Source organism: Rugamonas sp. FW305-51, assembly GCF_058786935.1.
Genome location: NZ_JBYSZG010000021.1, coordinates 1 through 18,729, shown reverse-complemented (window position 1 = coordinate 18,729; position 18,729 = coordinate 1). Strand labels below are relative to the sequence as shown.

The window sequence follows — 18,729 nt, the reverse complement described above, 5'->3', positions numbered from 1 at the left end:
GTGCCGGTCCGCCGCGGTCACTGCGCGGTGCCGGTTCAGGCGCGGCTGATGAGGAAATTGCTCAGCAGGGGAACCGGACGGCCGGTGGCACCCTTGGCGCCGCCCGACTTCCAGGCCGTGCCGGCGATGTCCAGGTGGGCCCAGGTGTACTTGCGGGTGAAGTTCTCCAGGAACGCGGCCGCCGTGCACGAGGCGCCGCCCGGGGTGCCGATGTTGGCCAGGTCGGCGAAGTTGGACTTGAGCTGTTCGTTATACAGCTCGCCGATCGGCAGGCGCCATGCCGTGTCGCTGGCGGCCTTGCCGGCGGCCAGCAGTTCGGCGGCCAGCTTCTCGTGGGCTTCGTCTTCGCGCGTGAACAGGCCGCTGTTGTGGTGGCCCAGGGCCACGATGCAGGCGCCCGTCAGGGTGGCGATGTCGATCACGGCGGCCGGGTTGAAGCGCTCGGCGTAGGTCAGCGCGTCGCACAGCACCAGGCGGCCTTCGGCGTCGGTGTTGAGGATCTCGATGGTCAGGCCGTTCATCGAGGTGACGATGTCGCCCGGCTTGGTGGCGCGGCCCGACGGCATGTTCTCGCAGGCGGCGATCACACCGATCACGTTCAGCTTCAGGTTCATCTCGCCGATGGCGCGGAAGGTGCCCAGCACCGATGCGGCGCCGCCCATGTCGTACTTCATCTCGTCCATGCCGGGACCGGCCTTGAGCGAAATGCCGCCCGTGTCGAAAGTGATGCCTTTACCGACCAGCACCACCGGCGCGTCCTTGGCCTTGCCGCCCATGTGCTTGATGACGATGAACTTCGGTGGCTGCTCGCTGCCGTTGGTCACCGACAGGAAGCTGTTCATCTTCAGCGATTCGAGCTGCTTGCGGTCCAGGATCTCGACCTCGAACTTGTAGTCCTTGCCCAGCTTCTTGGCCGTGTTGGCCAGGTAGGTCGGGGTGCAGACGTTGGCCGACAGGTTGCCCAGTTCCTTGGTCAGGTCCATGCCGTTGGCAATGGCGATGGCCTGGGCCAGCGCCAGCTTGGTGCCGGCGTTGCTGGGCACGGCCAGGGCGATCTTCTTCACGCCGGCCGGCGCCGGGTCCTTCTTGCTCTTCTGGCCGTCGGTGCGGAACACGCCTTCGTGCGCGGCCTGCACCACGTTGCGGATGGCCCAGTTCACATCGCGCTCTTTCACTTCCGTCAGCGGTAATGCGATAATGGCGTCGCTCGCGCCCAGCGCGGCAAATGCCTTGAGTGCAGCGCCCACGCCGCTGGCGAAGTTCTTCTCGCTGGCCGTCTCGTCGCTGCCCAGTCCCACCAGCAGCACGCGCTCGGCCGCCGCGCCCTTCACGCCGCGCAGCAGCAGGGTGGTGCCGGCCTTGCCGCTGATGTCGCCGGACTTGAGCGCGGCGGTGATTTCACCGGCGCCGTCGAGGGCCTTGGCGGCGGCCGACAGCTTCTTGTTCTCGAAGACCGCAACGGCGACGCAGCCGGTCTTGGCCGACGCGATGGTGTTTTTTGTGTCGAATGCTTTTATGCTAAAGTCCATTGGATTCTCCGTATCGTGTGCTTGTCATGCGCGTCTTCCGGGCCGCGGGCAGCCCGGGACGCAGCGTCTTACTTAACCTAAGGATGCGTGGTTTCGTATCCTTAACTACCGAATTATAAGCTTCGAATGATCTTTCAACGTGCCCTTCAACGCGAGATGGCCAGTGCAGCCGGGGCGACCTTCACCGTGTTGTTCAGCATTTCGGTCACCTGGACCCTGATTACCATCCTCGGCAAGGCCGCCGGCGGCAAGGTCGCAACGAGCGATGTGCTGGCCCTGATCCTGTTTGCGGCCTTGAATTATCTGCCAACTATCCTGATCCTCACCAGCTTTATTTCGGTGCTGATGGTGGTCACGCGCAGCTACCGCGATTCCGAAATGGTGGTGTGGTTTGCCTCGGGCCTGAGCCTGACCAGGTGGATACGCCCGGTGCTCAACTTCGGCCTGCCGATGGTGCTGCTGACGGCCGCGCTCAGTTTTGTCGCCACGCCGTGGGCCAAGCAGAAAAGCTCGGAGTACATCGAGCGCTTTGAAAAGCGCGAGGACCTGCAAAAGGTCTCGCCCGGCCAGTTCCGCGAGTCGGCTTCCACCAACCGCATCTTCTTCGTGGAAGGCGCGGACGGCAATTCGCCGGTGGTGCAGAACGTGTTCGTCAACACCGTGGACGAACATGGCACGGCCGTCATCGTCGCGCGCGAAGGCGTGATCAACACGGGCAAGAACGGCGAGCGCTACCTGGTACTGAAGAACGGCCGGCGCTACCAGGGCATGCCGGGCCAGTCCGATTTCCAGACCATGGAATTCGAACGCTACAGCATGCGCGTGGCCAACCACACGCAGGACATGGAGTCCGACCACAGCGCCGACGCGCTGACCACCATGGCACTGGTCAGGCTGACCAGCAATGAGGCGCGCGCCGAACTGCTGTGGCGCATCGCCTCGCCCATGACTTGCCTGGTGCTGATCCTGCTTGCCATCCCGCTCGGCTTCGTCAACCCGCGCGCCGGCAGTTCGGCCAACCTGATCATCGCGCTGCTGGTGTTCTTCAGCTACAGCAACCTGGTCAAGCTGGTCGAGGCCAGCGTCAAGCAGGGCCGCATCGGTTTCGCGCTGTCGTGGTGGCCGCTGCACCTGCTGGCCGCGCTGGCCGTGCTGGGCCTGTTCGCCTGGCGTTTGAACCTGAACCATCGTTACCACCCGCTGGCACTGCTGGCGGCATTCAAGCGCAATGGCGCCCGCAAGGAAGGCGCCTCCAAATGAAGATACTGCAGCGTTATTTCGCCGTCTCCATCGCGCAGGCGGTGGCCTTTGTACTGGTGGCCTTCCTGGCCCTGCAGGCCTTCATGGACCTGACGGGCGAGCTGCCTTCGATCGGCAAGAACGGCTACGCCATCCAGCACGCCTTCCTGTATGTGCTGATCCTGCTGCCGGGCCACGTGTACGAGGTCATGCCGCTGGCGGCGCTGATCGGCACCATCTACACCATGGCGCAATTCGCCTCGACTTCCGAATTCACCATCATGCGCGCCTCCAGCATGTCGACCGGCATGGTGACCTGGATGCTGGCCAAGATAGGCGTGGTGCTGGTGATTATCACCTTCATCTTCGGTGAACTGATCGCGCCGCGCACGGCGCCCCTCGCCGACAAGATCAAGCTCAGTGCGCGCGGCGCGGCCGTGTCGGCCGAATTCCGCTCCGGCATGTGGACCAAGGATATCGTCAAGAGCGAAGGCATGACGGGCGCCGTGACGGGATCGCGCTTCTTCAACGTGCGCGAGGTGCGGCCCGACGGCCAGCTGGCCGACGTCAAGCTCTACGAATTCGACACCAACTTCCGCCTGCGCTCACTCACGCTGGCCAAGAGCGGCACCTACCAGGGCAACAACACCTGGCGCCTGGCGGACGTGACGGAGAACCTGTTTACCAACTCGGCCCTGCTCAAGCCGGGCAGCGAGGCCAACGTCGAGAACAACTTCGCGCAGGACACCAGCGCCGTCACCACGCGCCACAGCGCCACGCTGGACCTGGTGTCGGAGATCACGCCCAAGATCCTGTCCGTGTCCGGCGCCGATCCGGACCGCATGTCGGCCAACGAGCTGGCCGTCTACACCCGCCACCTGCAGGAGAACAAGCAGGAGACGGAGCGCTTCAAGATCGCGTTCTGGAAAAAGCTGTTCGATCCGCTGGCCATCTTCGTGCTGATGGCGCTGGCGCTGCCGTTCGCCTACCTGCACACGCGCAGCGGCGGCGTGAGCCTGAAGATCTTCGTCGGCATCATGATAGGCGTGAGCTTCCTGCTGATTAATACGCTGTTTTCGCACCTGGGCCTGCTCAGTACCTGGCCCGCCATTGTGACGGCGATCGCCCCGAGCGCCTTGTTCCTGCTGCTGGCGCTGGGCGCCTTGTGGTGGGTGGAGAGACACTGATGTCCAAGCGAGCCTTGATCCTGTTTGCCCACGGCGCCCGCGCCGCGTCCTGGGCCGCCCCGTTCGAACGGCTGCGCGACCTGGCGCAGGCGCGCATGCCCGACGTGTGCGTATCGCTGGCCTTCCTGGAATTGATGACGCCCCAGTTGCCGGAGCTGGTGGCGCAGCTGGTGCGCAGCGGGATCACGCAGATCACGGTGGTGCCGGTGTTCCTGGGGCAGGGCGGCCATGTGCTGCGCGACCTGCCCGTGATGGTGGAGCAGCTGCGCAGCAGCTATCCCCAGGCCGCCATCAGCGTGGCCGAGGCGGCCGGCGAGAATGCGGCCGTGCTCAATGCCATTTGCGATTACTGCGTGGGCGCGCTGGGCCAGCCCTGAGCTGCCCCCAGGCGATACCTGTACTTACTTGCCACTTACTTGCCCGCGCGGCGCGTGAGCTTGATCTCGAACAGCTTGGGCCACTGCTTGCCGGTGACGAACAGGCGGCCGCTGGCCGGGTCGTAGGCGATGCCGTTGAGGACGTCGTCCGGCCCCATCTGCCTGCGTTCGGCCCGCAGCAGGCCGCTCAGGTCTATCCAGCCCACCACGTTGCCGCTGGCCGGATCGATGCGGGCGATGACGTCGGTCTGCCAGATGTTGGCGTAGATTTCGCCGTTGACCCATTCCAGTTCGTTGAGCTGGTCCACCGGCACGCCGTTGACGGTGACGGCCACGCGTCGCGTTTCGCGCAGCGTGGCCGGGTCCAAGAGGCGCAGTTCGTTGCTGCCGTCGCTCATGATTAACTGGTGCCCGTCCTGGGTCAGGCCCCAGCCTTCGCCGGGATAGGCAAAGGTGCGTTTGAGCTTGAAGCTGGCCAGGTCGAACACATAGCCGGTCTGCGACTGCCAGGTGATGCCGAACAGTTCATTGCCCCAGACCGTCATGCCTTCGCCGAACACGTCGGCCGGCAGGTTGGCCTGTTGCAGCACGCGCCCCGTCTCCAGGTTCACCTTGCGGATCGACGAGCGGCCGTGCATGCCGGTGCTCTCGTACAGGAAACCGTCGCGAAACAGCAGCCCCTGGGTGAAGGCCTGCGGGTCGTGCGGATAGATGTGGACGACGGTGATGTCGTAGACGGGAATGGTATCGGCCAGCGCCGGCGCGCCGATGGGGCCGATCATCAGGGCCGCGCACAGCAGCCATTTTGAAAGTACCGGTTTCAAACCGACTTCGCGCACCATACCCACTGCCGCCTCCCAGGCTGATCGAAAGCGACCATTATAAGGGCAGCCGGGCGCGCCGGCGTGCCCGGCTGCGCGGCCGGAAAAAGGCGGGTCAGGCGCGCCGCTGCAGCGCGCTGATGGCGGTGGCGGCGGTGTTGGCGTCGATGCCGGCCACCTGGTGGCTGCGCATCTTCATGGCGTCGCCCAGCATGACGAGCACGGGGCCGTGGGCCGGGCCCAGGCCGTGGGCCAGGGAAGCGAGCGTCAGGCGGTGGATGCGCTGGTCGGGGCGGCTGCAGTTCTCGATCACCACCACCGGCGTTTCGGGCCGGCGGCCCTGGGCCAGCATGCGGGCGGCGGTGGCCGTCGCTTCGCGCCCGCCCATGTACTGCACCAGCGTGTCGGTGTCGGGGATGGCGTGGTGGTCGCTGTGTTCGGGCGCCGTGCTGGAGGTGAAGAAGGCCACGCTGCGCGCCACGCCGCGCTTGGTGAGCGGCTGTTTGGTGGCGGCGGCGGCGGCCAGCGCGGTGGTGATGCCGGGCACCACCTCCACTTCAATACCGGCTTCCTCCAGCGCGCGCAATTCCTCGTCGGCGCGGCCGAACAGCATCGGATCGCCGCCTTTGAGCCGCACCACCAGTGCGACCTTGCCGGCGTAATCGACCAGTTGCTTGTTGATGAATTGCTGGGCCGTGGACAGCTGGCCGTAGCGTTTGCCGACCAGGATTTTTTCAGCTTGAGGACAAAGCGCCAGCATCTCGTCCGTCACCAGGGCGTCGTGCAGCACCACGTCCGCTTGCGCCAGCAGGCGCGCGCCACGCAGGGTGATCAGGTCCTGGGCGCCGGGACCGGCGCCCACCAGGTAAACTTTTCCGAGAGCTGGCATGGCTGTATCTCCTTAGGACGCGTCGCCCAGCCGTATCATGCCGGCCGCCACGGTCTGGTGGGTCACTTCATCGATCAGGATGAAGGCGCCCGTGGCGCGGATGTCGGCGTAGGCGTCGGCCGCCAGCGGCTGCTGCACGGACAGCGCGATGCGGGCGATGTCGTTCAGTTTCAGGCCGTCGGCGCTGTGGCGCTGCTGGGTGTTAATGTCGAGTACCGAATCGATGGCCGTTACCTTGGCGCCGGTCTGGCGCGTGCCGTGCTTGATCCAGTACTTGCGGCGCAGGTCCAGCGGCTCGTCCGACATCCAGCACACGTCCGCGTTCAGCGTCTTGAGCAGGGTGGCCGGCTGGTCGGCGCCGGCCAGCAGGTCGCCGCGCGAGATGTCCAGGTATTCGTTGAGCAGCAGCGTGACCGACTGGCCCACCACGGCCGACTGGTGCGAACCTTCCAGCGTGACGATGTCCTTGACGGTGGCGCTCTGGCCGGATGGCTGCACCACCAGCTTGTCGCCCACACTGACCTTGCCGGCCTCGATGCGGCCCATGTAGCCGCGGAAGTCGTTGGCTTCGTGGCCGTTGTGGCGCGCCACCAGCTGCACCGGGAAGCGGAACGGCGCGTTGTGCGATTCGTCGTACACCGACAGCGATTCGAGCAGCTCGATCAGGGTCGGGCCCTGGTACCAGGCCAGCTTGTCGCTCTTGTCCACCACGTTGTCGCCGGTCAGGGCCGACAGCGGGATGGGGGTGATGTCCTTCAGGCCCAGGGTGGCGGCGAATTCGCCGTAGGCCTTGACGATGCGGTCGTAGATGGCCTGGTCGTAGTTCACCAGGTCCATCTTGTTGACGGCCACCACCACGTGCTCGATCTGCAGCAGGTGGGCGATGGTGGAGTGGCGCTTGGTCTGGATCAGCAGGTCCACGCCGCCGTCCTCGCGCAGCTTGACCTTGGAGACGTCGATCAGGATGATGACCGCGTCGGCCGTCGAGGCGCCCGTCACCATGTTGCGGGTGTACTGCTCGTGGCCCGGGGTGTCGGCGATGATGAACTTGCGCTTGGGCGTGGCGAAATAGCGGTAGGCCACGTCGATCGTGATGCCTTGCTCGCGTTCCGCTTCCAGGCCGTCCGTCAGCAGCGACAGGTCGACCGCGTCGCCCACGGTGCGTTTGTGCTTGGAGCGCGACATGGCGTCGAGCTGGTCGGCGAAGATGCCCTTGCTGTCGAACAGCAGGCGGCCGATCAGGGTGCTCTTGCCGTCGTCGACGGAGCCGGCGGTGATGAAGCGCAGTAAGCCGCGTTCGTTCAGTTTGTCAGTGTTTGCGTTCATCAGAAGTATCCTGCTTTTTTACGTTTTTCCATCGAGGCTTCGGAAGTCTGGTCGTCCATCCGGGTGGCGCCGCGTTCGGTGATCTGGGTGATGGCCGTCTCGGCGATGATCGCCTCCACCGTCGCCGCGTCCGACGACACGGGGCAGGTGCACGAGATGTCGCCCACGGTGCGGAAGCGCACCACCTGGGTTTCCACCGTTTCGCCGTCGCGCGGCGGGGTCAGGTCCGTCAGCGGCACCAGCAGGCCGTTGCGGGGAATGACCTGGCGCTCGTGGGCGAAGTAGATCGGCGGCAGTTCCAGCTTTTCGCGGGCGATGTACTGCCACACGTCCAGTTCGGTCCAGTTCGAGATGGGGAACACGCGCATGTTCTCGCCGGGATGGACGCGGGTGTTATACAGGTCCCACAGTTCCGGGCGCTGCGACTTGGGGTCCCAGGCGCCGAATTCGTCGCGGAAGGAGAAGATGCGTTCCTTGGCGCGGGCCTTTTCCTCGTCGCGGCGGGCGCCGCCGATGCAGGCGTCGAACTTGTGTTCGGCGATCGTCTCGAGCAGCGTGACGGCTTGCGCCGCGTTGCGCGAATCGGTGGCCGGGTTACGCAGGCGCACCGTGCCGCGCTTGATCGAATCCTCGACCGAGCCGACGATCAGGCGCTCGCCCAGTTCGGCCACGCGCTTGTCGCGGAAGGTGATCACTTCCGGGAAGTTGTGGCCGGTGTCCACGTGCACCAGGGGGAAGGGGAATTTGCCGGGGCGGAAAGCCTTTTCCGCCAGGCGCAGCAGGACCACCGAGTCCTTGCCGCCCGAGAACAGCAGGGCGGGGTTGGCGCATTCGGCCGCCACTTCACGCATGATGTGGATGGCTTCCGATTCCAGGGCGTCGAGGTGGCGCGCATTGACGTCGCCGAGGCCGCGCGCGGCAGTGTTATCAACTAGAGCATTCATTGGACTGTGCCTATCTTCTTGTGTCTGTGTCTGTCGTGTGGCTTATGCGGCCACGGATTTGATGCGTATCAGCTTACCGTCGACCAGGTGCAGGCCGCACTCTTTCGAGTCCGGATTCTCCCACCACCAGCGGCCGGCGCGCACATCCTCGCCCGGTTCCACGGCGCGGGTGCAGGGCGCGCAGCCGATCGAGGGATAGCCCTGGTCGTGCAGCGCATTGTAAGGCACGTTGTTGGCGCGGATGTAGTCCCACACATCCTGCTCCGACCAGTCGGCCAGCGGATTGAACTTGACCATGCCGTGGGCCGCGTCGTCTTCCTGCACGTGCAGTTCGGCGCGGGTGGCCGACTGCGCGCGGCGCTGTCCCGTCACCCAGGCCTTGTTGCCGGCCAGGGCGCGGCCCAGCGGTTCGACCTTGCGGATGCGGCAGCATTCGCGCCGCATCTCCACGCTATTGTAAAAGGCGTTCAGGCCGTTCTGCGCCACATAGGCTTCCACCGCTTCCGCCTGCGGGCGGTACAGGGCGATCTCGTAGCCGTAGGTGTCCTTGACCTTGTCCAGCATGGCCAGGGTTTCAGCGTGCAAGCGGCCGGTCTCCAGCGAGAAGATCCCGATAGGCAGTTTGGACTTTAAAATCAGGTCGGTCAAGACCATGTCTTCGGCCGCCAGGCTGGAGGCGAAGACGGCCGGCGTGAATTCGGCGGCGATGCGCGCCAGCGTGGCGTTGGTGTCGGATACGAGCTTGGTCAGGTCGGTCATGGGTTCTCCTGTCAGATGCCGAAACCGACGTCGCCGCTGGCCACGCCCACGTTGCGGGCATGGCGCCGGAACAGCGGCAGTTTCTGGTCCACTGATGCCTGGTAGGTCTCCGAAAAATCGGTCAGGCCTTTCAGGGCGTCGTGGATGTTGCGGTCGGGGCGGGTGGCGTAGGCGTCAAAGCCCACGCGCTGCATGGAAAACAGCTGGTCGCGCAGCACGTCGCCGATGGCGCGCAGCTCGCCCTGGTAGGCCAGGCGGGTGCGCAGATTGTAGGCGATCGAGTAGCCGCGGCCGTCGGTAAACTTGGGGAAGTCCACCGCCACCACGGCGAAGCGGCCCAGGTCTTCGCGCAGCGCTTCGGGGCGCTCGTCGCTGGCGATCCAGACGCCGATCTCGCCGGCGGCGGCGCGCGGCGCCAGGGTTTCGCGCTGGGCCAGCCATACGCTTTGCGGCACGATCACCTTGCCGGCCGGGACGGCCACGGCGGCCGCATCCTGCGGCGCGGCGCCTTCCTCGGCTTCGGCCAGGCGCAGCACGCTCCAGTCGTCTTCGACCACGGCGCGGTTCTTGATGATCAGGTTTTTCACAGCATCAGACATATTCATCTTCTCCAACCAGTCGGCCCGCCGTGATCGGCGTGGCGTACACATGTTCCTTGAACGGGGTGATGCCCAGGCGCTGCACGGTGTCGGCAAAGCGCTCGCCTTCGAACCGGTCGCGCACATAGACGTGCAGCAGGCGGGCGATCACTTCGGGCATCTGCAGCGACGAGAACGACGGCCCGATGATCTTGCCGATGGCCGCGTGGTTGCCCTGCGCGCCGCCGATCGAGACCTGGTACCACTCGCTGCCATCCTTGTCCACGCCCAGCACGCCGATGCCGCCCACGTGGTGGTGGCCGCAGGCGTTGATGCAGCCCGAGATGTTCAGTTCGATCTCGCCGATGTCATGCTGGTAGTCGATATTGTCGAAGCGCTCCGCGATGGCGGCCGCGATCGGGATCGACTTGGCATTGGCCAGCGAGCAGAAGTCGCCGCCGGGGCAGCAGATCATGTCGGTCAGCAGGCCGATGTTAGGCGTGGCCAGGCTGTGGGCCTTCGCTTCCTGCCACACGGCGTACAGTTGCGACTGTTCGACGTCGGCCAGGATGATGTTCTGCTCGTGCGTCACGCGCAGTTCGCCGAAGCTGTAGCGGTCGGCCATGTCGGCCATGAAGTCCATCTGCTCGGCCGTGGCGTCGCCCGGCGGCACGCCGGTCTTCTTCAGCGACAGGATCACGGCCGCGTAGCCGGCCTGCTTGTGGGGACGCACGTTGCGCTTGAGCCAGTTGGCGAAGGCCTTGTTGTCCGCATGGGTGGCCTGCACGTCGATGTTGGCCAGGGCCTTGTAGGCGGGCGGCTGGAAGTAGGCGATCACGCGGCCCATTTCTTCTTCCGTCAGCGTCTCGGGACCGTCCTTCAGGTCTTGCCATTCCGCTTCCACCTGGCGCGTGAATTCTTCCACGCCCAGCGCTTTCAGCAGGATCTTGATGCGGGCCTTGTACTTGTTGTCGCGGCGGCCGTACTGGTTGTAGACGCGCATCACCGCTTCCGTGTAGGTCAGCAGGTGGCGCCACGGCAGGAACTCGCGGATCACGCTGCCGATGATGGGCGTGCGGCCCAGGCCGCCGCCGGCCATGAACTTGAAGCCGATCTCGCCTTCCGCGTTGCGCACCACGGTCAGGCCGATGTCGTGCACGGCGATGGCGGCGCGGTCTTCCTCGGCGCCGTTGATGGCGACCTTGAACTTGCGCGGCAGGGCGATGAATTCAGGGTGGAAGGTGCTCCACTGGCGCAGCACTTCCGCGTACGGCCGGGGATCGATGATCTCGTCGGCGGCCACGCCGGCGAACGGGTCGGACGTGGTGTTGCGGATGCAGTTGCCGGACGTCTGGATGGTGTGCATTTCCACCGAGGCCAGGTCGGTCAGGATATCGGGCGTCTGCTCCAGGTTGATCCAGTTGAACTGGATGTTCTGGCGGGTCGTGAAGTGGCCATAGCCGCGGTCGTACTTGCGGGCGATGTGGGCGAACATGCGCATCTGGCGCGAGGCCAGCAGGCCGTACGGCACGGCGATGCGCAGCATGTAGGCGTGACGTTGCATGTACAGGCCGTTTTGCAGGCGCAAGGGCAGGAATTCGGCTTCGGTCAGCTCATCGGACAGGCGGCGCCGTACCTGGTCGCGGTACTGGGCGATGCGTTCGCGCACGATGAGGTGGTCGTATTGATCGTATTGGTACATATTCTTCCTAAAAGGTCGCTTGCTGGAGTGCCGGCACATTCAGTGTAGTAGGAAACGCCGCCTTTTCGAGCCGGTCACACCCTTAAAATGGTGTCACTATTGCAACGAAGCCGTACAGCCATCCCCAAACTAGCTGCAATAGTAATAAACTTCGTCTTTATTCCATACGACTTAGTCTTTATTTGCTTATATACGTATTCGGTATAAGCTAGGGCGCTAACCACTTTTTGACGCAATTCTGGGGGCACGACCTGCAATGAACCTTCATCAACTGCGCTTCGTGCGCGAAGCCGTCCGCCAAAACTATAACCTGACGGACGCCGCCAAGGCCTTGTTTACGTCGCAGCCGGGGGTGTCCAAGGCCATCATCGAGCTGGAGGAAGAGCTGGGCGTCGATATCTTCACCCGCCACGGCAAGCGCATCCGCGGACTGACGGAGCCGGGCCGGCTGGTGCTGGCGTCGGTCGAGCTGATCATGCAGGAAATCGACAGCCTCAAGCGCATCGGCAAGGAATACGCGGCCCAGGACAGCGGCAGCTTCACCATCGCCACCACCCACACCCAGGCCCGCTACACCTTGCCCAAGGTGGTGCAAGCCTTCATGCAGAAGTTCCCCAAGGTAAGATTGTCTTTGTTGCAAGGTAATCCCCAGCAGATCGCCGACATGGTGCAGCGCGACCAGGCCGACCTGGCCATCGCCACCGAATCGATCGCCTCCATCAATGGCCTGATCACGCTGCCGTGCTACCAGTGGGAGCATGTGGTGGTGGTGCCGCCCGAGCATCCGCTGCTCAAGTCCAAGTCGGTGACGCTGGAAGAAATTGCCGCTTTCCCCATCATCACTTACGATAGCGCCTTTGCCGGCCGCAGCAAGATCGACCATGCCTTCTCGCTGCGCGGGCTCAAGCTCGACGTGCTGCTGGAAGCCATCGACGCCGACGTGATCAAGACTTATGTCGAGCTGGGCATGGGGATTGGTATCATAGCGGGCATGGCGTTCGACCCCGAGCGCGACAAGAACCTGCGCGCCATCTCGGCCGGCCACCTGTTCGGCATGAACGTGTCGCGCGTGGCCGTCAAGCAGGGCGCGTATTTGCGCAGCTATATCTACACCTTTATCGAGTTGCTGACCCCTACGCTCAACCGCAAGTTGATCGAGCAGGCCATGAGCGGCGAAAAAGACCATTACGAACTGTAAGGCACTGCAACAGCATTACCTGAATCGACAAGAAAAGAGCATCAACATGATTACCAATCAGCTGGCCCAATATTACGCCGTCAACGCTGACAACTACGACCAGGTCTATGCCGACGAAGCCCGCTTCGACGACCTCGACGATCTGCAGGAAATGATCGCCGAGCTGCTGGAAGGGCACAAGGTGCTGGAACTGGCCTGCGGCACGGGCTACTGGACGGAACTGATCGCCGACGTGGCCGCTTCGGTGCACGCCACCGACGTGGTGCCGGAAATGCTGGCGCTGGCGCGCACGCGCGAGCTCGACGACGAGATCGTCAGCTTCGGCCAGCTGGACGCGCTGAACTTGCCCGACAGCGTGGGCCAGTACACGGCCGTGTTCGCCGCCGGCTGGTGGTGCCATGTGCGCCGCGAAGACCAGGACAAGTACCTCAAGCAGCTGCGCGCCAGGTTCGGCAAGGATGTGCTGCTGGTGCTGCTCGACAGCAGCTATGTGGACGGCAGCACGACCGTCATCGCCCGCACGGACGCGGAAGGCAATACCTTCCAGATCCTGACGGCCGACGATGGCCAGCGCTACGAAGTGATGAACAACTATCCCAAGGACAGCGCCTTGCGCAAGCGCCTGGCGCCGCACGGGCGGGAAATCCGGGTGGCGCGGCTGGAATACTACTACCTGCTGAGCTGCCGCCTGAAGTAAGCGCCCACCACGCCTCGCTCCGGCAAAAAAGCCGCTGACGCCCCCCGCGCAGCGGCTTTTTTCATGGTCGGGCTGATATGGGGTGTGAAATTACAACAAACTTGATGATGTCACATTGTTGAAGTATTTGGCAGGCAAGATTCGCCCCGTGGATTCATTTACGCCCCACTCTTTCAACTTTAATAGAGAACATCAAGTGAAAAAACTTACTCTGGCAGCAATGATCATCGCCGGCTTCGCGGCCACGGCTCACGCCCAATCGAACGTCACCATCTATGGCCTGGTCGATGCCGGCCTGGTCAGCGAGCGTGGCGGCGCCAACGGCAGCGTCACCAAGGTGACCAGCGGTATCGGCAGCCAGTCGCGTCTGGGCTTCAAGGGCACCGAAGACCTGGGCAGCGGCTTGTCGGCCATCTTCCAACTGGAAACGGGCGTCAAGATCGACGACGGCCAGCTCGACAGCGCCAACGCCATCTTCAACCGCCAGGCCTACGTGGGCCTGAAGTCGAAAGACGCCGGCACCCTGACCCTGGGCCGCCAGTACACCATGCTGTACAACGCCATGAGCCAGGTCGCCGACCCGTTCGGCGCCGGCTACGCTGGCAGCATCAAGAACCTGTTCCCTGCCAAGGGCGCCAACACCCGCGCCAGCAACGCCATCGTGTACGCAACCCCGAACTTCAGCGGCTTCTCGGTGGAAGGCATGTACTCGCTGGGCGAGCAGCCCGGCGACAACACGGCCGGCCGCCAGTTCGGCCTGGGCTTCAACTACGCCAACGGCCCGCTGAACGCGCGCCTGGTGTACAACAACAAGAATACCGACGTGGTGGGCAAGCCGACCATGGATACGTCGCGCAACACCCTGTTCGCCGCCAACTATGACTTCCAGGTCGTCAAGGCCTACTTCGCCTACGGCGCCGACAAGGGCCCGTTCAGCGCCGAGCTGCCAGTGGCTAACGCCTTCGGCTACAAGGCCGCGCCTGTGGCCAGCAACGACAGCAATGAACTGCTGGTCGGCGTACAAGTCCCTGTGACGGCCAACGACGTCATCATGGCTTCCTACATGCGCAAGAACGACAAGACCGTGCTGAACCAGGACGCGGACCAGTGGGCCATCGGCTACTCGCACCTGCTGTCCAAGCGTACCAACGCCTACGTTGCCTACGCCAAGATCAAGAACAAGAACGGCGCCGGCTACACCGTTGGCAACAACAACGAAGCCGGTTCGGGCGACAAGGCCTTCAACATCGGCATTCGTCACTCGTTCTGATCTTGCGTGCTGCCGGCGGGCGGGCCTGTACGGCCGGCCTGCCGGCATGCCATGCATGCAGCGCGCCGCCCGGCTCCAGCCCGGCGGCGCGTTGTGCTTTTACGCCGCAGCCGGCAGCGGCATGTTGATTTCGATGCGGGTGCCGCCATTGCCGGTGATGGCAATGTCGCCATGGATGGCCCACACCCGTTCCCGCATGCCGATCAGGCCGAACGAGGAAGCCTTGTCCATGTCCTGCTCGGCAATGCCGCGGCCGTCGTCCTGGATGGCGATGTGCAGCGCGCGCTCGCGCCGGTGCAGTTGCAGCGTGACGTTACGGGCCCGGGCATGGCGGGCGATGTTGGTCAGTGCCTCCTGCACGATGCGGAAGATGGCGGTGCTGTAATTGTCGTCCAGGACCAGCTCCTGCTCGCTGGCGTCTAGCGTGCAGGCGATGCCGTGACGTTCCGCAAATTCCTGGCGCAGGCTGTCGAGGGCGAAATACAGCCCGCCTTCGTCCAGTGCGCGCGGCCGCAGGTTGCTGGCGATGCGGCGCAGCGACGTAATGGCCGACAGCAGTACCTCGTCCATGCTCGACAACAGCTTGCGGGCCGCATCGTTGGCGGCCGGCTGTTGCTGCAGCAAGGTCAGGTCCATGCGCAAGGTGGCCAGCAGCTGGCCCAGGTCGTCATGCAGTTCGCGCGCGATGTGGGTGCGTTCTTCCTCGCGGATGGTCTGCAGCGCGGCCGACAGTTCGCGCAGCTGGGTGTAGGACTGTTCCAGCTTTTCCTGCACCTGTTTGCGCTCGGTCACGTCGCGCAGGATGATGGTGTAGATACGGCGTCCGTCCTCGGCCAGGGTGGAGATCGACCCTTCCAGCGGGAAGTACTGGCCGCTTGCCTTGAGGCCGGTGACGGTGTAGTCGGTGGCGCGCCGGCCCTTGATGCGCAGCCGGATGCCGGTGGCGCCGAAATACTGGGCGTGCGCGCTGTCGGCCGATGCGCGCTGTTCGCGCGGAATGAATTGCTGCAACGCCGCGCCCTCCATGGCCTGCACGGTGGTGCCGAACATGGCAGCGGCCGAGGGATTGGCCAGCAGGATGGTCTGGCTGTCGTCGGTGGAGATGATGGCGTCGCTGGCGTGCTGGATGATGCTGCGGCTGCGCTTGCCCGCGTCGGCCGCCAGGCGGCGCGGCTGGCGCAGCGGCGCGGCCAGCCGGCGCGCCAGCCGCGCGCCCAGCAGCAGAACGGCCGCCAGGGCGGACAGGGCCAGGGGCCAGGGCGATTTTCCGGTCAGGTTCATGGCACGCATCCTTGCCGCAGGAGAGGGCGGCCGTGCGTGTCACACTAATACAGGGTGCGGCTGCGGTGTTGAGCTGACGCAGAAGTGCGCCGGTGCGCCTACATCTGCTTGAACAGGTGCAGGAAGCTGCGGCTCACTTCGAGCTTGTCCGGTTTGCCTTTTATCATCACCAGATGACGGCCGCGGATGTCGCGCGTGACCCCTTCGATGGCGTTCACGTTGACCAGCGTGGCGCGGTGGATCTGCCAGAACAGGGCGGGGTCCAGCTCTTCTGCCAGGTCGCGCACCGGTTTGCGGATCAGCGCTTCGTAGCGGTCGGTCTGCACGCAGGTATATTTTTCGTCGGAGCGGAAGAACAGGATTTCCTCCACCGGTATCATGCGCAGGTCCTGGCCGATGCTGGCCTGTATCCACTGCAGGTAGCTGGGCTTGGGGGCCGTGATCTTTTCGGCCAGTTGCGACAGCATGGCCGTGACGCTGGCGTTCATGTCCGATTCCGGCTTGGTCAGGCGGGTCTTGAGGCGGTCGACCGTGATCTGCAGCCGTTCCTGCTCGGGCGGCTTGAGCACGTAATCGACGGCGCCCCGTTCGAACGCCTCGACGGCGTAGGCGTCATAGGCCGTCACGAACACGATATGGCTCTTGTTGCCGATCGCGCTGGCCGCTTCCATGCCGGTCTTGCCGGGCATGCGGATGTCGAGAAAGGTGAAGTCCGGTTTCAGCTGGTCGACCAGTTCGATCGCTTCCTCGCCGTTCTTGGCTTCGCCGATAATGTCCAGCTCCGGCCACACCTGGTTCAGGCGCATGCGCAGCTGGTCGCGCATCAAACGTTCATCGTCGGCAAGGATTGCGGTTGGCATGATGGTAAAGTTGTAAAATTAAGGTGTTAATTATTCAACGAAACAATGTAATTATCAATCGTTGTCTTGGTTAGCGCGGCCTTTATTTGGACAGCTGGTAGGGCACTTCGATGGTGGCGATCACGCCGGTGGGGCTGTTGGCCGCGATTTGCAACTGGGCCTGGTCGCCGTGCAGCAGTTTGAGCCGTTCGCGGATGGTCATCAGTCCCAGGCCGGTGCCGTCGCTGGGCACGGCGCCAAAGCCGAGGCCGTCATCGGTGACGATCACGCGCAGCTTGTTGTGCGCCACTTCCGCCCGCACCTTCAGTGTACCGCCTTCGGGCTTCGCTTCCAGCCCGTGCTTGATGGCGTTTTCCACCATCGATTGCAGCATCATGGGCGGGAAGGCGGCCGTGCGCAGGCCTTCGGGAATGTCGAAGTCCACCGTCAGCCGCTCTTCCATCCGCATTTTCAGCAGGTTCAGGTAGGCCAATACCATGTCCGCTTCGCGGCCCAGGTTGGTGATCAGGGTGTTGTCGCGCATTTGCGGCAGTACGGCGCGCAAGTATTTGATCAGGCTGCGCTGCATGGCCGAGGCGCGCGGCGGGTCGGTTTCGATCAAATGTTCGACCGAGGCCAGGGTGTTGAACAGGAAGTGCGGTTCGACCTGGGCCTGCATCATCTGCATCTTGGCTTCGCTGAGCTGGCGCTGCATGGATTCGCGCTCGGCGGCGGCGTTGGCCGTGATGGTCTGGGCTTCGGCCCGCTTCTTGCCGCCCATCAGCGCCTTGGTGCCGAACAGCGCCAGGACCAGCAGCGACACGAAGCTCTTGAACCAGGTGGATGCCTGGCGGTGGTAGCGGGTCACTTTCTGCTCGGCCGCGTCATCCACCGCTTCCTCAATGGCGTTCGACAACTCCTCGCCGATCTGGGGCGGCAGGTCGATGTGGACTTCTTCGCCGGGCAGGTTGGGCAGGGCGGGCGTGGCGGGGGAAACTGGTTTGGCGTGCTTGCCTGGCTTGCCGGGTAATTCTGGCGGCGCCGGTGGTTCAGCGGGCGCAGCGGCTTCCGGCGGTTCGGGCGGCTCGGCCGGCGCCGGCACGGCGTGGCCGTCGGAGGCATTCTTGTCCGTGCCCGGCGCCGATGCGCTCGCGCTGGCGCCGTCCTTGCGCAGTTTTCCCCTTGGATTGAAGTGGATGCCGCTGTCGTCGATCAGGATGTTGGTTTCGCCGTTCTTCCGGTTGGGGCGCTTGGGCGTGTTCACGACCACTTCCTCATCCGGACTGGACGAGAACAATTCCTCCTGAAGGATGGAACCTGCAATCAGCATCAGGGCGGCAAACATCAGGAACTTCCACCAAGACAACTGGGTTACCCAAGTCGCGGTCGCGTCGAAGCTGCGGTGCAGCCAGGCGGCGAGGCCTTTCAGGATTTCTTGGATTTTCGGCAAGGGCAACATGTAAGGCTTTCAAGTCAGCAATTGGTCAAGCATGGAGCAAGTGTAGCGAAAGCCCATATCTTGGTGCCATGCAATTGCGACAGGCTGCAGGAAAAGGGGACTGAAATGGAGTGGTGTGGCCTCGGTTGCTTGGCGGGCGAAAAAGGCCTTGCCAAGTTCGCTGTGCCTTTGCTATAGTTCGCCTCCCCGCTGAAACGCACGCAAAATAATGCTGTAGCGAAGTAAGTCGAGGCGCTGATAAAACAGTGTAGTAGTTGACGAAATAAGCGAAGTGCTTCATACTCTTCTTTCTCTGCAGCTGACAAACAAAACGCTTTGTCGAATAACGCAGAGGATAGTACCGAATAAGTTCTTTAACAATTCACAGTCGATAAGTGTGGACGTTTGATGGAAGTGCACGCGGAGCTAGTCTCCGTGATACTTAAAATATCAAATGTTCACAAGAAATAAATTAATAGGATACTCGCAAGAGTAGCCTGTCAGTATTTTGAGTGAGCAAACACCTCGCAATGCGAGGGGTTTGGACTGATTAAAAGGTCCGACCATGGCAGAAATGCCAAACAAACAGAGATTAAACTGAAGAGTTTGATCCTGGCTCAGATTGAACGCTGGCGGCATGCCTTACACATGCAAG

The 18,729-nt window shown here is 63.5% G+C and carries 17 protein-coding genes; 6 read left to right on the top strand and 11 right to left on the bottom strand.

Annotation, left to right across the window (positions count from 1 at the left end; all coding sequences use genetic code 11):
* Positions 1-35: 35 nt before the first annotated feature.
* Positions 36-1,529, bottom strand: a complete 1,494-nt coding sequence (locus AC3WOS_RS15690; protein WP_492716954.1) for a leucyl aminopeptidase — start codon at positions 1,527-1,529, stop codon at positions 36-38.
* A 126-nt stretch (positions 1,530-1,655) separates the two neighbouring features.
* On the opposite strand from AC3WOS_RS15690, the gene lptF reads away from it, so the two are divergent.
* The 3 genes from lptF to AC3WOS_RS15675 are packed head-to-tail and all read left to right on the top strand — an operon-like array spanning position 1,656 to position 4,332.
* Complete coding sequence (gene lptF, locus AC3WOS_RS15685) at positions 1,656-2,789, top strand: LPS export ABC transporter permease LptF (RefSeq protein ID WP_492716953.1); 1,134 nt, start codon at positions 1,656-1,658, stop codon at positions 2,787-2,789.
* Positions 2,786-3,955, top strand: a complete 1,170-nt coding sequence (gene lptG / locus AC3WOS_RS15680; RefSeq protein ID WP_492716952.1) for an LPS export ABC transporter permease LptG — start codon at positions 2,786-2,788, stop codon at positions 3,953-3,955. Before lptF ends, lptG begins: the two co-directional genes overlap by 4 nt.
* Complete coding sequence (locus AC3WOS_RS15675) at positions 3,955-4,332, top strand: sirohydrochlorin chelatase (RefSeq protein ID WP_492716951.1); 378 nt, start codon at positions 3,955-3,957, stop codon at positions 4,330-4,332. Before lptG ends, AC3WOS_RS15675 begins: the two co-directional genes overlap by 1 nt.
* A 35-nt stretch (positions 4,333-4,367) precedes the next feature.
* Here the strand turns inward: AC3WOS_RS15675 and AC3WOS_RS15670 are convergent, their stop codons facing one another.
* The 7 genes from AC3WOS_RS15670 to AC3WOS_RS15640 all read right to left on the bottom strand — a co-directional run bounded on the left by AC3WOS_RS15670 (position 4,368) and on the right by AC3WOS_RS15640 (position 11,351).
* The gene (locus AC3WOS_RS15670) at positions 4,368-5,156 is read right to left on the bottom strand and encodes a glutaminyl-peptide cyclotransferase (RefSeq protein ID WP_492716950.1); all 789 of its coding nucleotides are present in this window, start codon (positions 5,154-5,156) and stop codon (positions 4,368-4,370) included.
* Between the two features lie 112 nt (positions 5,157-5,268).
* On the bottom strand, positions 5,269-6,042 hold the full coding sequence (gene cobA / locus AC3WOS_RS15665) for a uroporphyrinogen-III C-methyltransferase (protein ID WP_492716949.1): 774 nt from the start codon (positions 6,040-6,042) through the stop codon (positions 5,269-5,271).
* Between the two features lie 12 nt (positions 6,043-6,054).
* Entirely contained in the window at positions 6,055-7,368 is a 1,314-nt protein-coding gene (locus tag AC3WOS_RS15660) for a sulfate adenylyltransferase subunit 1 (RefSeq protein ID WP_492716948.1), read from the bottom strand.
* On the bottom strand, positions 7,368-8,312 hold the full coding sequence (cysD, locus tag AC3WOS_RS15655) for a sulfate adenylyltransferase subunit CysD (protein WP_492716947.1): 945 nt from the start codon (positions 8,310-8,312) through the stop codon (positions 7,368-7,370). Before cysD ends, AC3WOS_RS15660 begins: the two co-directional genes overlap by 1 nt.
* 42 nt (positions 8,313-8,354) lie before the next feature.
* Positions 8,355-9,071 carry a phosphoadenylyl-sulfate reductase gene (locus AC3WOS_RS15650; protein ID WP_492716946.1) on the bottom strand — a complete coding sequence of 239 codons (717 nt, stop codon included), beginning with the start codon at positions 9,069-9,071 and terminating at the stop codon, positions 8,355-8,357.
* Positions 9,072-9,082: 11 nt separating this feature from the next.
* Positions 9,083-9,670 carry a DUF934 domain-containing protein gene (locus AC3WOS_RS15645; RefSeq protein WP_492716945.1) on the bottom strand — a complete coding sequence of 196 codons (588 nt, stop codon included), beginning with the start codon at positions 9,668-9,670 and terminating at the stop codon, positions 9,083-9,085.
* Positions 9,663-11,351, bottom strand: coding sequence for a nitrite/sulfite reductase (locus AC3WOS_RS15640; RefSeq protein WP_492716944.1), 1,689 nt, complete (start codon positions 11,349-11,351; stop codon positions 9,663-9,665). The genes AC3WOS_RS15645 and AC3WOS_RS15640 overlap by 8 nt, the downstream gene beginning before the upstream one ends.
* Positions 11,352-11,607: 256 nt before the next feature.
* Between AC3WOS_RS15640 and AC3WOS_RS15635 the strand changes: the two genes are divergently transcribed.
* The 3 genes from AC3WOS_RS15635 to AC3WOS_RS15625 all read left to right on the top strand — a co-directional run bounded on the left by AC3WOS_RS15635 (position 11,608) and on the right by AC3WOS_RS15625 (position 14,516).
* A complete protein-coding gene (locus tag AC3WOS_RS15635; protein WP_492716943.1) occupies positions 11,608-12,549 on the top strand; it encodes a CysB family HTH-type transcriptional regulator in 942 nt (313 codons plus the stop codon).
* A gap of 46 nt (positions 12,550-12,595) precedes the next feature.
* Entirely contained in the window at positions 12,596-13,246 is a 651-nt protein-coding gene (locus tag AC3WOS_RS15630; RefSeq protein ID WP_492716942.1) for a class I SAM-dependent methyltransferase, read from the top strand.
* A 196-nt stretch (positions 13,247-13,442) separates the two neighbouring features.
* On the top strand, positions 13,443-14,516 hold the full coding sequence (locus AC3WOS_RS15625; protein WP_492716941.1) for a porin: 1,074 nt from the start codon (positions 13,443-13,445) through the stop codon (positions 14,514-14,516).
* A gap of 99 nt (positions 14,517-14,615) precedes the next feature.
* Here AC3WOS_RS15625 and AC3WOS_RS15620 read toward each other — a convergent pair whose 3' ends face one another.
* The 3 genes from AC3WOS_RS15620 to AC3WOS_RS15610 form a co-directional block, all read right to left on the bottom strand.
* Complete coding sequence (locus AC3WOS_RS15620; protein ID WP_492716940.1) at positions 14,616-15,797, bottom strand: PAS domain-containing sensor histidine kinase; 1,182 nt, start codon at positions 15,795-15,797, stop codon at positions 14,616-14,618.
* Positions 15,798-15,895: 98 nt separating this feature from the next.
* A complete protein-coding gene (locus AC3WOS_RS15615) occupies positions 15,896-16,657 on the bottom strand; it encodes a LytR/AlgR family response regulator transcription factor (protein ID WP_492716939.1) in 762 nt (253 codons plus the stop codon).
* Positions 16,658-16,739: 82 nt separating this feature from the next.
* On the bottom strand, positions 16,740-18,095 hold the full coding sequence (locus AC3WOS_RS15610) for a sensor histidine kinase (RefSeq protein ID WP_492716938.1): 1,356 nt from the start codon (positions 18,093-18,095) through the stop codon (positions 16,740-16,742).
* Positions 18,096-18,729 lie beyond the last annotated feature (634 nt).

Excerpts from the sequence above, each read along its gene's own strand:
- AC3WOS_RS15630 (WP_492716942.1), top strand. The coding sequence starts at position 12,596 with ATGATTACCAATCAGCTGGCCCAATATTACGCCGTCAACGCTGACAAC.
- AC3WOS_RS15645 (WP_492716945.1), bottom strand. The coding sequence starts at position 9,670 with ATGTCTGATGCTGTGAAAAACCTGATCATCAAGAACCGCGCCGTGGTC.
- AC3WOS_RS15675 (WP_492716951.1), top strand. The coding sequence starts at position 3,955 with ATGTCCAAGCGAGCCTTGATCCTGTTTGCCCACGGCGCCCGCGCCGCG.
- AC3WOS_RS15620 (WP_492716940.1), bottom strand. The coding sequence starts at position 15,797 with ATGAACCTGACCGGAAAATCGCCCTGGCCCCTGGCCCTGTCCGCCCTG.
- AC3WOS_RS15610 (WP_492716938.1), bottom strand. The coding sequence starts at position 18,095 with ATGTTGCCCTTGCCGAAAATCCAAGAAATCCTGAAAGGCCTCGCCGCC.
- AC3WOS_RS15660 (WP_492716948.1), bottom strand. The coding sequence starts at position 7,368 with ATGAACGCAAACACTGACAAACTGAACGAACGCGGCTTACTGCGCTTC.
- AC3WOS_RS15650 (WP_492716946.1), bottom strand. The coding sequence starts at position 9,071 with ATGACCGACCTGACCAAGCTCGTATCCGACACCAACGCCACGCTGGCG.
- AC3WOS_RS15615 (WP_492716939.1), bottom strand. The coding sequence starts at position 16,657 with ATGCCAACCGCAATCCTTGCCGACGATGAACGTTTGATGCGCGACCAG.
- lptG (WP_492716952.1), top strand. The coding sequence starts at position 2,786 with ATGAAGATACTGCAGCGTTATTTCGCCGTCTCCATCGCGCAGGCGGTG.
- lptF (WP_492716953.1), top strand. The coding sequence starts at position 1,656 with ATGATCTTTCAACGTGCCCTTCAACGCGAGATGGCCAGTGCAGCCGGG.
- cobA (WP_492716949.1), bottom strand. The coding sequence starts at position 6,042 with ATGCCAGCTCTCGGAAAAGTTTACCTGGTGGGCGCCGGTCCCGGCGCC.
- AC3WOS_RS15635 (WP_492716943.1), top strand. The coding sequence starts at position 11,608 with ATGAACCTTCATCAACTGCGCTTCGTGCGCGAAGCCGTCCGCCAAAAC.
- cysD (WP_492716947.1), bottom strand. The coding sequence starts at position 8,312 with ATGAATGCTCTAGTTGATAACACTGCCGCGCGCGGCCTCGGCGACGTC.
- AC3WOS_RS15640 (WP_492716944.1), bottom strand. The coding sequence starts at position 11,351 with ATGTACCAATACGATCAATACGACCACCTCATCGTGCGCGAACGCATC.
- AC3WOS_RS15690 (WP_492716954.1), bottom strand. The coding sequence starts at position 1,529 with ATGGACTTTAGCATAAAAGCATTCGACACAAAAAACACCATCGCGTCG.